Source organism: Pseudoalteromonas sp. OOF1S-7, from assembly GCF_022347765.1.
Lineage (GTDB): Bacteria > Pseudomonadota > Gammaproteobacteria > Enterobacterales > Alteromonadaceae > Pseudoalteromonas.
Genome location: NZ_JAKRFZ010000003.1, coordinates 405,337 through 417,553 on the forward strand (window position 1 = coordinate 405,337; position 12,217 = coordinate 417,553).

The following is a 12,217-nucleotide window of genomic DNA, read 5'->3' on the forward strand; positions in this document are numbered from 1 at the left end:
GGCCTTTTTTGCTTTGTGGGGGGGCCCTCCACGCCATCAGGTAGTTCAGAGAGTGTTATGCAAACAGAGATCCGACCCAGATTACGCGTCGACGACAGTCATTTACCCGCCCATCTTCATCCGGTTATTAAGCAGATTTATGCCGCGCGGGGCGTGAAAGAGGCCGTTGAGCTTGATAACAGTGCTGCCACACTGCTGGATTTCCGTTTGTTTCGTGACATGGACAAGGCCTGCGCCCTACTTGAAACGGCGCTGCACCAGCAGCAAAGCGTGCTGATTGTCGGGGACTTCGATGCCGATGGGGCAACCAGCACCGCGGTGTTGATGGAAGGGCTGCGCCTGTTTGGCCTGCAACAGGTCGACTATCTGGTGCCTGATCGGTTTAGTCTGGGCTATGGCCTGAGTCCGGCACTGGCAGAGCAAATTGTTCAGCTGGCGCCACAACTGGTGATCACGGTTGATAACGGGATTTCCTGTCTGGCGGGCATAGACATAGTAAAGCAGGCTGGTATTTCGGTACTGGTCACCGACCATCACCTGCAGGGTGAGCAGTTGCCTAATGCCGACGCCATCGTTAACCCGAACCGCCACGATTGCCAGTTTCCCTCAAAATCTATTGCCGGCGTTGGCGTAGCGTTTTATCTGCTGGTGGCGTTTCGTCATCATTTGCGTGAGTCGGGCTATTTTGAGCGTCAGGGACTCAATCAGCCGAATCTGGCATCTTTATTGGACATTGTGGCATTGGGCACAGTGGCGGACGTGGTCGCGCTGGATGCGAATAACCGGACTCTGGTTCATCAGGGCCTGGCACGTATTCGCAAAGGGCAAACCCGGCCCGGGATCCGCGCACTGATTGAAGTCGCAAACCGCACCGCCACACGACTCAGTGCCAGCGATTTTGGTTTTGCCCTGGCACCAAGGCTGAATGCCGCAGGCAGGCTGGACGATATGAGCCTGGGGATTGCTTGTTTATTGTCTAAAGAAGAGCATCAGGCACGACGCATCGCCGCTCAGTTGGATAGCCTCAATCAGGAACGACGCGAGATTGAGCAGGGTATGCAGCAAGAAGCGCAGGCGGTGCTTGAGCGCCTGGTCGCTGCCCAGCAAAGCATTCCCGATGCGGTGTGCTTGTATCAGGATGACTGGCATCAGGGCGTCATCGGGATCCTGGCGGGCAGACTGAAAGAAAAGTATCACCGCCCGGCGATTATTTTTGCCCAGGGAGACAACGACGAGATCAAGGGGTCGTGTCGCTCGATAGAAGGTTTGCACATGCGCGATTTGCTGGAGCAGATCAACACCCGCCACCCTGAGCTGATAGTGAAGTTTGGTGGCCATGCGATGGCTGCTGGATTAACCATCAGAGAAGCCGATTTTAGCGATTTTAAGCGTACCTTTGAAACCCTGGTCAGTGAAACCCTCAGTGAAGAGCACAAGCAGTCGGTATTGCTGACCGATGGTGAGTTACCTGCTGAGTGTTTTAATATGGATTTTGCCATGTTGCTGCAACAGGCGGGTCCCTGGGGGCAGCATTTCCCGGAGCCGGTGTTTAGTGGCGTGTTTGAGCTGGTGCAGCAGCGTATTGTTGGCGATAAGCATCTTAAACTGGTGTTAAAACACCCCAGTGGTAAATTGGTGGACGCCATTGCCTTTAATGTGGATGTGCGGGCCTGGCCCAATACGGCAGCACAGGCCGCTGAGCTGGCTTATCAACTGGATATCAATGAGTTCAGGGGCAAGTTCACCCTACAGTTAATTGTCCGGGAGATCCGCGCCTGCTAACAATTGCGAGAAAGGCGTAAAATGTTCTCCACAAGGGCTGATATCTACGCCTATTATTTGTTAGTATTGGCCGTTTAGACCGCTTATTCATTGTGTGGACACACTGCGGTCACACTATTTTCGGCCTGGTGCTCAAATAAACCGCGCCACTGGCTGCGTTACCATCACGTAAATTGGAGTAATGTGAATGTTTGAAGTGAATCCTGTGATTAATCAAATCAAGGAAATTCGCGAGCGTACTGAACTTCTTCGGGGGTATCTTTGACTATGCTCTGAAACAAGAGCGCTTAGAAGAAGTCAATGCTGAACTGGAAGATCCAGCCGTCTGGAATGAGCCTGAAAAGGCACAAGCGCTGGGCCGTGAAAAGTCCAGTCTTGAAACCATAGTCGAAACCATAGACAACCTGGTGAGCGGTGCAGATGATGCCGAAGGCCTGGTTGAGCTTGCTGTCGAAGCAGAAGACGAAGAAACTTTTGCTGAAGCAGAGCAGGAAGTACAGGGCCTGAATGCCCAGCTTGAAAAGCTGGAGTTCCGCCGTATGTTCTCTGGTGCTCAGGACAGCAACGATGCCTATCTTGACTTGCAGGCAGGCTCCGGCGGTACTGAAGCACAGGACTGGTGTAACATGTTGTTGCGAATGTATCTGCGCTGGGCGGAAGCCAAAGGCTTTAAAACCGAGATCGTTGAAGCAACGGATGGTGACGTAGCGGGTATCAAAGGCGCAACGCTGCGGGTCAGTGGTGAGTATGCATACGGCTGGCTGCGCACAGAGACTGGTGTACACCGACTGGTTCGAAAGAGCCCGTTCGATTCAGGTGGCCGCCGCCATACGTCGTTTGCCTCGGCATTTGTGTATCCTGAAATCGACGACAACATCGAGATCGACATTAATCCGGCGGACTTACGCATCGACGTATATCGTGCATCGGGTGCCGGTGGTCAGCACGTTAACCGAACAGAATCGGCGGTACGTATTACCCACTTGCCAACCAATACCGTGGTGCAGTGTCAGAACGATCGTTCACAGCACAAAAACAAAGATCAGGCCATGAAACAGTTGAAAGCAAAACTGTTCGAGCTGGAACTGCAAAAGCAAAATGCTGAAAAGCAGGCCCAGGAAGATGCCAAGTCTGACATCGGCTGGGGCAGCCAGATCCGTTCTTACGTACTGGACGACTCGCGTATTAAAGACCTGCGCACCGGTGTTGAGAACCGTAATACCCAGGCGGTCCTGGACGGTGATCTAGACAAATTTATCGAAGCCAGCCTGAAATCAGGCCTATAATCAACAAGCTAAACTAAGAGCTAAAAAATGACAGAGCAAATCCAAGACGAGAATAAACTCATTGCTGAGCGTCGTGCTAAATTGGATGCAATTCGTGAAAATTGCAGTGCCAATGGCCATCCGAACACCTTCCGCCGTGAAGACTATACGGCTGATCTACAGGCTAAGTTTGGTGATAAGTCAAAAGAAGAGCTGGTTGAGTTAGATCATCAGGTCTCTGTGGCTGGCCGTATCCTTGCCAAACGTGGTCCTTTCCTGGTTTTACAAGACATGAAAGGCCGCATTCAGGCATATGCGTCTAAAGACGTGCAAAAAGAGCTGAAAGCCAAATATGGTCAGCTGGACATCGGCGACATCATTGGTGTTTCTGGTCCGCTACATAAATCTGGTAAAGGCGACTTGTATGTGGATATGGTGCAGTACGAGCTGCTGACCAAGTCACTGCGTCCGCTGCCAGAGAAATTCCACGGCCTGACCGATCAGGAAGCCAAGTACCGTCAGCGTTATGTTGACCTGATCACTAACATGGAAACCCGTGAAACCTTCCGTATTCGCTCTAAAGTGATTGAAGGCATTCGTCGCTTCCTGGCTGAGCGTGACTTTATGGAAGTTGAAACGCCAATGCTACAGGTGATCCCGGGTGGTGCAACAGCACGTCCGTTCGTGACCCACCATAATGCACTGGACATCGACATGTATCTGCGTATCGCGCCAGAGCTTTATCTTAAGCGCCTGGTTGTGGGCGGCTTTGATCGCGTTTTCGAGATCAACCGTAACTTCCGTAACGAAGGCCTGTCTACTCGTCACAACCCTGAATTCACTATGATCGAATTCTATCAGGCATACGCAGATTACAACGACCTGATGAACCTGACAGAAGACATGTTGCGTACAGTGGCACAAGACGTATTGGGCACCACTACTGTGGTTAACACGGTTAAGAACGTGGAAGGCGAAGTACTTGAAACTATCGAGTATGATTTCGGTAAAGCGTTTGAGCGTTTGTCGATGGCTGATGCGATCATCAAGTATGGTCCGGACGCTGAAGCCTCAGCTCACATCTTTAAAGATCCAGAAAACCACTTTGACGAGCTGGTCGCGTACGCGAAGAAAGTACACGTGAAAATCCCTGATAAATGCGTTTGGGGTGCCGGTAAGTTCCTGTGTGAAATCTTTGAAGAAACAGCAGAACACAAACTGATCCAGCCGACTTTCATCACAGAATACCCGTGGGAAGTCTCGCCACTGGCGCGTCGTAATGACGAAAACCCGTTCATTACTGATCGCTTTGAGTTCTTCGTAGGTGGTCGTGAGCTGGCAAACGGTTTCTCGGAGCTGAACGATGCTGAAGATCAGGCTGCGCGTTTTGCGCGTCAGGTTGAAGAGAAAGACGCTGGTGATGACGAGGCAATGCACTTCGATGATGATTACATCCGTGCACTGGAATACGGCTTACCGCCTACGGCGGGTGAGGGGATTGGTATCGACCGTCTGGTGATGCTATTTACCGACTCTCCGACTATCAAAGACGTTATCCTGTTCCCGCATATGCGACCTCAGGCTGACTAAGCCGGTCATTCAGAACAAATGATTGAGAAAAGCGCCTTGGGCGCTTTTCTTTTATCTGTGTAAGAGATCTCTGCTAAATGCTTGCTTAAGTCTTAAGGTATTTATAAAAGCACAATAAAATCAGGCGCCAGATTTACTAAAACCCTTGTGTCCTCAATGCGTGATAGCTGGGCAAGACTGGCATATCGGGGATTGTCACCTATACTGCTGTGATTATGAATGGATGCAAAAGACCTCTGACCATGTCGCAACAAAAATCAAAAGCACAACACGAACAGGCAAGGATGAATTACTGTCGCGGCTGTATCAGTGAATTTCAACGTTTAGGCTATGTAGATGCCTTTATCTCGGAAGAAACCTCCCGCAAGCAGTCCCTTTTGGACCATTTTAATATACAGTCAGACCCCAAAAGTGACTAATTTATGACAAATTAATCGACAAAGTGCCTTAAAACAGACCAAGCTGAACAATCTATCACCATACAGTGCTTTTTTACAAGAAAAGTATTTGACATATTTTCACGGTTCTATATTATACGCCCCACAAAGACGGAGAGGTGGCCGAGTGGCTGAAGGCGCTCCCCTGCTAAGGGAGTATAGGGTTTGTAGCCCTATCGAGGGTTCGAATCCCTCCTTCTCCGCCATTTATTAAAATGGTGTCTTTGTAGTAAAACGGACGCGTAGCTCAGCTGGATAGAGTACCTGGCTACGAACCAGGCGGTCGGAGGTTCGAATCCTCCCGCGTCCGCCACTTCTCTTAAGTGGTTAAATAAAAAGAAGCACATATCAAGTGTTAAACATGATAAAACGGACGCGTAGCTCAGCTGGATAGAGTACCTGGCTACGAACCAGGCGGTCGGAGGTTCGAATCCTCCCGCGTCCGCCACTTTTCTTAAGTGGTTAAATAAAAAGACTACAGCAATTCAGGTAGTAAAATAGAATTGAACGACGGACGCGTAGCTCAGCTGGATAGAGTACCTGGCTACGAACCAGGCGGTCGGAGGTTCGAATCCTCCCGCGTCCGCCACTTCTTCTTGAAGAAGTGAGCAATCAACCGACGAAAGTCGGTTTTTTTGTGCCTGTAATTTAGGTAGTTGCTTCAGCTGGATAGCGTACCTGGCTACGAACCAGGCGGTCGGAGGTTCACTCTCCACAAAAGACGTCCCGCGTCCGCCACTTCCACTTCAGGAAGTGAGCAATCAACCGACGAAAGTCGGTTTTTTTGTGCCTGTAATTTAGGTAGTTGGTTCAGCTGGATAGCGTACCTGGCTACGAACCAGGCGGTCGGAGGTTCACTCTCCACAAAAGACGTCCCGCGTCCGCCACTTCTTCTTGAAGAAGTGAGCAATCAACCGACGAAAGTCGGTTTTTTTGTGCCTGTAATTTAGGTAGTTGGTTCAGCTGGATAGCGTACCTGGCTACGAACCAGGCGGTCGGAGGTTCACTCTCCACAAAAGACGTCCCGCGTCCGCCACTTCCACTTCAGGAAGTGAGCAATCAACCGACGAGAGTCGGTTTTTTTGTGCCTGTAATTTAGGTAGTTGCTTCAGCTGGATAGCGTACCTGGCTACGAACCAGGCGGTCGGAGGTTCACTCTCCACAAAAGACGTCCCGCGTCCGCCACTTCTTTAAGAAGTGAGCAATCAACCGACGAAAGTCGGTTTTTTGTGCCAGTAATTTGGGATTTGTGTGTCAGCTGGATAGCGTACCTGGCTACGAACCAGGCGGTCGGAGGTTCACTCTCCACAAAAGACGTCCCGCGTCCGCCACTTCTTCTTGAAGAAGTGAGCAATCAACCGACGAAAGTCGGTTTTTTTGTGCCTGTAATTTGATGTGGGTCTCACGCCCTTGCGCGATTTCTTCCGTCGTAAATATTTGCAAAGGTGAGCCGTCGCACTGCATAATCTCGATACAGTTTGCTTTCCCCTGAGAACTTTTGTGCGCCAGACTATCCATGCTTTTCTTATGATGATTATCATCAGTGTGCTCCTTTGCTCATTTCAAACACGGGCGATTGAGGTTGCTGCCGAGCGTGGTGACCATTACCTGCCAATGCTGGAAGACAAACGGGTAGGTCTGGTAGTGAATCAAAGTGCGCGGGTGGGTGAGCAGCATCTGCTGGATTACCTGACAGACAATCAGGTGAATGTGGTTCGGATCTTTGCGCCAGAGCATGGATTTCGGGGGAATAAAGGAGCTGGCGTTTACATTAATGATGACAAAGATGTAAAAACGGGCGTGTCCATTGTCTCCTTGTACGGTGCCAACAAAAAGCCTAAACCTGAACAGCTTGCAGACATCGATATTCTGGTGTTCGATATCCAGGATGTGGGAGTGCGATTTTATACTTACCTCAGTACTTTGGTTCTGACCATGGAAGCCGCACAGCAAAAAGGGATCAGTTACCTGGTGCTGGACCGGCCCAATCCCAATATTACTTATGTTGATGGACCGGTGCTGGAACAACGCTTTCGTTCTTTTGTCGGTATGTTGCCCGTGCCTATTTTGCATGGCATGACACTGGGTGAGCTGGCGCTGATGAGTGTCGGTGAAGGATGGCTAACAAGCACCGGGCAATTAGATCTCACGGTGATCCCGGTAGCCAGTTACAGTGCGAAGGATGACTATGCGTTGCCCATTGCACCGAGTCCCAACTTACCGAATCAGCGCGCCATCTATTTGTATCCTTCGTTATGTTTATTTGAGGCGACACAGGTGTCTGTTGGGCGAGGGAGTGACTTTCCGTTTCAGGTATTTGGTCATGATCGGGTCCGGCTCGGCACATTCGCTTTTTCGCCACGCTCAATACCGGGGGCAGCCATGCACCCTAAGCTACAAGGCAAAACGGTCTATGGCAAAGACTTACGTCATTCAGGGCAACGCGGTTTGTCGTTAGACTGGTTAGTGCAGACACAAAGTGCCTTTGTACAGCAACAGCAAGTGATGATCAACTCACCTGATTTCTTTGATAAGCTGGCGGGAGCCGATGTGATACGTCTGGCACTGGCACAGGGTCTGAAAGCACACCAGATTGAAGCCATTTGGCAGCAGGAAGTACAGGCGTTTAAGACACGCCGCCTGCCTTACCTGCTTTATGAGCGTGAGTAAAACGAGCTCAGTCGTTAAAAATCGCGCGCATATTGTCATTGGCCCGCTCAACCCGGCGTTGCCAGTGTAAGTTCGATTGTGCCAGCGCAACAAACAAGGTATCGATAAGATAACATTGAGATGCCCTGGCCAGGATCGCACTGTGACTCACTGGCTCAGCTTCTTGTACGGTAAACAAAATATGATCGGCAATCTCACTGAGTTGAGAGTCACCGTAACGGCTAATAGCAAACAGGCGGCACTCGTTCAGTTTTGCCTGTTCAGCAAGCTTTAGTAGTGCCTTGGTTTGGCCTGAGTTGCTGATCACAACCAGTAAATCTTCTTTCCCCATAGAGGCGATATAGCTGGCAGCACTGTATTCGTCGCTGTGGCAGACAGCAGAAATACCGACCTTTTGCAGTTTAAAAGCAAAGTCCTGGGCAACTGACCAGGAGGCGCCTTTGGCGCAGATCAGTACTTTGCGTGCTGCTTTTAAGACTTGCACGGTGCGTTCAAACTCAGTACTGCGGTTGAGTTTCTGCGTTGCACTCAGAGTTTTGTGCTGATTGGCGATGAGCTTTTCACTGATATCAGCCAATGAATCGCTCTGCTCAAACTGTGTGGAAGGTGCGGCTTGATCACTCGCTTGTTCATTCAGTGCGTCTACAACGGCGAGTTTGAACGCCGGGAAACCCCGGTAACCTAATTTTTGTGCAAACTTTACGACACTTGACTGACTGACACCGGCTGCTTTGGCCAGTTCAATAGACGATAATGTGCGTATCTGGGTCCCCGAACTAAGGGTAAAGTCGGCGAGTTTTGCCTCACTTTGTGAGAGAGTTGGCCTTAATGCCTTTATTTTAATAAAAGTAGACATGCGCTTCACTTGGTAACCTGTACTAACAGAGATGTCCATATTATAGGTTCAAAGATGACAATGTGATAGATCGGAAAGATATATTATTGCGCTTTTTAATCTGGTTGGTACCTAAATAAGTTCTTTTTGTTGCGTTTGTAAATTCAGCTGGGAAAAGCTTGGATTTTTCCACGCAACTATTTAAGCTAACGGGTTTACAGCTTGATCTAATAATTAGTAATAGGGAACCTATGTCCTGGTATTCGATTTTACCGCCATTGATAGCCATTGCCGTGGTATTCTGGCGGAAAGAGGTCATTGTGGCGCTGATCCTGGCGTTGATCTCTTCAGAATTTCTACTTGCCCTCAATGGTGGGGGGAATGCGCTTTTTACCACCTTTATTAATAGTATTGAGCGCATCGTGAGTGTGGCAACCTCTCCAGGAAACAGCCGGATCCTGCTGTTTAGTATCGCTATTGGCGCGCTGCTGGCATATATCAGAGAGTCTGGCGGAGTCGGAGCAACGGTTAACAAGTTGCTCAATATCGGCGTCGCAAAGAGCAAACGTCAGGTTGGCCTGTTGACTATGTTCACTGGTATGGCTGTGTTCATTGAATCGAATATGAGTGTGCTTACGTCAGGGATCGTATCCCGGGGGTTGTTCGACAAGTTTAAAATGAGCCGCGCACGACTTGCTTATATCATAGACAGTACCAGTGCCCCTGTGTGTATTCTTATTCTGCTCAATGGCTGGGGTGCGTATGTACTGGGGCTGCTGAGTAACTATGAGCTGGAGCAGTCTGCGGTCAGTATTTTGTGGGGCAGTGTGGCTTTTAATTTTTACGCCATTATCGCTTTGCTTATCGTCTTTTACACCATTGTTTTCGATAAAGTCCATGGTCCGATGAAAGTCGCAGAGCAAGCACTGGCAAAGCAGGATCAGGAAATTGATAAAGGCCCAGCCGCCAGTAAGGCGCGCTTTATGTTAGTGCCACTGGCTACGCTTATCATCAGCATGCTGGGCTTTATGTTGTGGACAGGTGGTGGTGAATTGGCTCAGGGCAGCGGCTCTAAATCAGTTCTTTATGCGACGGTGCTGGCAACAGCGGTCGCCTATTTACTGCTGCTTAAGGCCCGCCATTTTACCCATCAGCAATTGGTAGATGTAGGCTTTAAAGGAATGGGTGAGTTGCTGCCTCTGGTGAGTATCGTGTTGCTGTCACTGACCCTGGGTGCAAGCTTAAAAGAGTTGGGCACTGGGGTGTTTGTCGCATCGTTAGTGGGTGATTACTTACCGGTTTACTTTATTGTACCTGTACTGTTTCTAACCGGGGCTGTGATGTCTTTTACCACAGGAACGTCCTGGGGCACCTTTGCTATTCTGATCCCGATTGGGGTTCCGTTGATCCAAACCTTGGGCCTTCCACCATCGCTGGTTGTTGGTGCAATACTCAGTGGCGGGATTTTTGGCGATCACTGCTCACCAATCTCAGACACCAGTGCGGTGTCAGCCCTGGCATCTGGCTGTGATCTGCTGACTCATGTCAAAACGCAGCTTCCTTATGCGATGGTCGGTGGCGTGCTGGCGCTGATCTGCTTTTTCGTTGCCAGTGTCGTGATGATTTGAACATCACCTTTCGCCAGCCTGCTCTGAGGCTGGCGAGATTAAGGGCAGGAATACACTTTGTCCGGGGCTGCTGCAATGGTTGTTAAGTGGCCATTCGTGTTTTTATCCAGTGCTAACATTTGTCCTGGTGACATGCCTGACAATACGGCGTCGTTTTGCAATGCCGCGAGCACTGAATGTTTAATCTCCAATAGCGTATTGCTGCGGCAGTCGGCAACAAACCAGGTGCTGGCGTTACTGTGCACCAGCCGCCCATAAAAACGTTGCCCGCTAAGCTGTTGATGTTGTTTGAGTTGCTTGTCTAAAGTCTGTTTTTGGGCGCTAAGTTGAGTAACGTAGTGGCCCTGCTCGACACTATGGGTTTCAACCTGCTCATAATCATCAAAACTCAGGGCGTACAAAGCTTGCGCCGATTGCTGGCCGTATTCCTGAGATAGCATTACTGTCGCCAGCACCACGAGTGCCCCGCACGCTAAAATCCATTGGCCTCTTTGCAACCAGCTGATCTGTTTTGCTGTGGAATTGGCTGCGCGACAAACTTGCTTGAGCTGACGTTGCTCAAGTGCCGAAGGCCGGTGCTGTTGTTTTGCGTGTTGATAAGCCTGCTTGAGCCGATCTGCCTGTAATTTGTCACTCATCATCTTCTCCTAAAACGTTTTTCAGCGCAGAGCGGGCATAGCGCAGTCGGGTTTTAATCGTTTCCTGCGGGGCGTCAGTGATACTGGCAATTTGTTGTAAGGAAAACCCTTCGAGTTGCAGGCTTATGGCTTCTCTTTGCTGTAGTGGCAGTAATAAAATCGCAGCGTACAAAGATTGATGTGACTGCTCACTTTGCTCCGCCGTGACTGGTACATGCTGTTCTGGGTGCTCTATATAGGCAATTCGATTTTGTTTACGCAATTCGTCAATCAGCGCGTTCCGGGCCAGTTTAAATAAGAAGGCCTTCGGTGCCTGACTAGTATGGTAGGCCTGACGCTTTTCAACGACGGTTAGCCAGGTTTTCTGACAGACATCTTTGGCCAGTTCACTGTCGCTCTGAGTCAGTAAAAAGTGATATAAATCGTGATTATACTCGTCTATTGCCAGTTCCAGGTACTTATTTTCCCCACTCAATTTAAACTCATATAAAGGATCGGCAGGCTCGGGTTCGTTTGCCGACAGCCAGTTCTTTAATGCAAGTAGCATAGGCAGTTCCTTGTTTTTACTGGTATGTGCCCGCATGCACCTGAGTTTGGGTTCAGGTGCATACCCTTTATCCTAATGCTGGTTGAGCTTGAACTCCAGCACGACTTTTTGTCCGCGCTGGGGCTGAGGCTGACCGTTCACGACTTGCGGACGATATTTCCAACGTTTCAGCGCTTTGAGTGCTTCACGGTTGAATACTCGCTTGGGCTCTGCGTTTGCGACCCGGGCATCGATCACTTCACCGGTTTCGGAAATCGTAAAGTGCAGCTCAACCCAACCTTCAGTGCCATCACGTGCTGCTATGGTTGGGTAGCGAGGTTCGACTCTGACGATGGGCGTGGCCTGCATATCTGTTGGTTGCATGGATGAGCCCATTTGTATCGGGCCTGTCTCGACGACTGGTGCGCCACCTAGTCCGTTGAGTGCTATGGTGGGGACTTCTGCATTCAGCGTCGGCTTTGGCGGCGCTTTAGGTGCTGGTTTAGGCGGTGGCGGCAGGGGTTTTCTGGTTTCAACCTGGCTGTCTTGTTTTACTTCAGGCAGAAAAACCGGCGTATATGTGATCGAACTTTGCTCAAATGCTAGATCCTGACTGATCAGGTGCTGCATAAAAGCAAAGGCCGCAAAGGTGACGCCACAAGCGCCCAGAAACGACAGTAAAACCTTGTTCAGGGTCTGGTAAGGACGAGGGGACTGCTGTGCTAAAAATTGACCGTTCATAGGCATGCTCCTTGATGATTTATCAGTAAAACGGCGGTGAGGTCAAAAAGGGGTGAAGTAGTTAGCGTTTTTTTTCCCGATTACGTTAGAATGCGCAAAATAACT

9 protein-coding genes and 4 tRNA genes are annotated in these 12,217 nt (G+C 49.8%); 9 read left to right on the forward strand and 4 right to left on the reverse strand.

What is annotated here, in order from left to right:
- Window positions 1-57: 57 nt before the first annotated feature.
- The 8 genes from recJ (at window position 58) to MHN33_RS06690 (ending at window position 7,744) form a co-directional block, all read left to right on the forward strand.
- Entirely contained in the window at window positions 58-1,782 is a 1,725-nt protein-coding gene (gene recJ / locus MHN33_RS06655; RefSeq protein ID WP_239397231.1) for a single-stranded-DNA-specific exonuclease RecJ, read from the forward strand.
- A gap of 187 nt (window positions 1,783-1,969) precedes the next feature.
- Window positions 1,970-3,068, forward strand: a protein-coding gene (gene prfB / locus MHN33_RS06660; protein ID WP_125562743.1) for a peptide chain release factor 2 whose coding sequence is annotated in 2 segments (ribosomal slippage) — window positions 1,970-2,044 and window positions 2,046-3,068 — 1,098 coding nt in all. Because the reading frame shifts where the segments join, the coding sequence is not laid out codon by codon here.
- Between the two features lie 27 nt (window positions 3,069-3,095).
- On the forward strand, window positions 3,096-4,637 hold the full coding sequence (gene lysS / locus MHN33_RS06665) for a lysine--tRNA ligase (protein WP_239397232.1): 1,542 nt from the start codon (window positions 3,096-3,098) through the stop codon (window positions 4,635-4,637).
- Between the two features lie 550 nt (window positions 4,638-5,187).
- Window positions 5,188-5,280: transfer RNA gene (locus tag MHN33_RS06670), tRNA-Ser, on the forward strand.
- 30 nt (window positions 5,281-5,310) lie between these two features.
- Window positions 5,311-5,387, forward strand: a tRNA-Arg gene (locus tag MHN33_RS06675).
- A 58-nt stretch (window positions 5,388-5,445) separates the two neighbouring features.
- Window positions 5,446-5,522 (forward strand) — tRNA-Arg (locus MHN33_RS06680).
- Window positions 5,523-5,586: 64 nt separating this feature from the next.
- Window positions 5,587-5,663: transfer RNA gene (locus MHN33_RS06685), tRNA-Arg, on the forward strand.
- A gap of 938 nt (window positions 5,664-6,601) precedes the next feature.
- Window positions 6,602-7,744, forward strand: a complete 1,143-nt coding sequence (locus MHN33_RS06690; protein ID WP_239397233.1) for a DUF1343 domain-containing protein — start codon at window positions 6,602-6,604, stop codon at window positions 7,742-7,744.
- 7 nt (window positions 7,745-7,751) lie between these two features.
- Here the strand turns inward: MHN33_RS06690 and MHN33_RS06695 are convergent, their stop codons facing one another.
- Window positions 7,752-8,600, reverse strand: a complete 849-nt coding sequence (locus MHN33_RS06695) for a MurR/RpiR family transcriptional regulator (protein ID WP_239397234.1) — start codon at window positions 8,598-8,600, stop codon at window positions 7,752-7,754.
- A 230-nt stretch (window positions 8,601-8,830) separates the two neighbouring features.
- Between MHN33_RS06695 and MHN33_RS06700 the strand changes: the two genes are divergently transcribed.
- Window positions 8,831-10,207 (forward strand): Na+/H+ antiporter NhaC family protein, encoded by a 1,377-nt coding sequence (locus MHN33_RS06700; RefSeq protein ID WP_239397235.1) that lies wholly within the window; start codon window positions 8,831-8,833, stop codon window positions 10,205-10,207.
- 38 nt (window positions 10,208-10,245) lie between these two features.
- On the opposite strand, the gene MHN33_RS06705 is transcribed toward MHN33_RS06700, so the two are convergent.
- The 3 genes from MHN33_RS06705 to MHN33_RS06715 all read right to left on the reverse strand — a co-directional run bounded on the left by MHN33_RS06705 (window position 10,246) and on the right by MHN33_RS06715 (window position 12,112).
- The gene (locus MHN33_RS06705) at window positions 10,246-10,845 is read right to left on the reverse strand and encodes a hypothetical protein (protein WP_239397236.1); all 600 of its coding nucleotides are present in this window, start codon (window positions 10,843-10,845) and stop codon (window positions 10,246-10,248) included.
- Entirely contained in the window at window positions 10,838-11,392 is a 555-nt protein-coding gene (locus MHN33_RS06710) for a sigma-70 family RNA polymerase sigma factor (RefSeq protein ID WP_239397237.1), read from the reverse strand. Before MHN33_RS06710 ends, MHN33_RS06705 begins: the two co-directional genes overlap by 8 nt.
- A 72-nt stretch (window positions 11,393-11,464) precedes the next feature.
- A complete protein-coding gene (locus MHN33_RS06715) occupies window positions 11,465-12,112 on the reverse strand; it encodes an energy transducer TonB (RefSeq protein WP_239397238.1) in 648 nt (215 codons plus the stop codon).
- Window positions 12,113-12,217 lie beyond the last annotated feature (105 nt).

Coding starts and splice junctions, on each gene's coding strand:
- MHN33_RS06710 (WP_239397237.1), bottom strand. CDS start 11,392: ATGCTACTTGCATTAAAGAACTGGCTGTCGGCAAACGAACCCGAGCCT.
- MHN33_RS06690 (WP_239397233.1), top strand. CDS start 6,602: ATGATGATTATCATCAGTGTGCTCCTTTGCTCATTTCAAACACGGGCG.
- MHN33_RS06705 (WP_239397236.1), bottom strand. CDS start 10,845: ATGAGTGACAAATTACAGGCAGATCGGCTCAAGCAGGCTTATCAACAC.
- lysS (WP_239397232.1), top strand. CDS start 3,096: ATGACAGAGCAAATCCAAGACGAGAATAAACTCATTGCTGAGCGTCGT.
- recJ (WP_239397231.1), top strand. CDS start 58: ATGCAAACAGAGATCCGACCCAGATTACGCGTCGACGACAGTCATTTA.
- MHN33_RS06700 (WP_239397235.1), top strand. CDS start 8,831: ATGTCCTGGTATTCGATTTTACCGCCATTGATAGCCATTGCCGTGGTA.
- MHN33_RS06715 (WP_239397238.1), bottom strand. CDS start 12,112: ATGAACGGTCAATTTTTAGCACAGCAGTCCCCTCGTCCTTACCAGACC.
- MHN33_RS06695 (WP_239397234.1), bottom strand. CDS start 8,600: ATGTCTACTTTTATTAAAATAAAGGCATTAAGGCCAACTCTCTCACAA.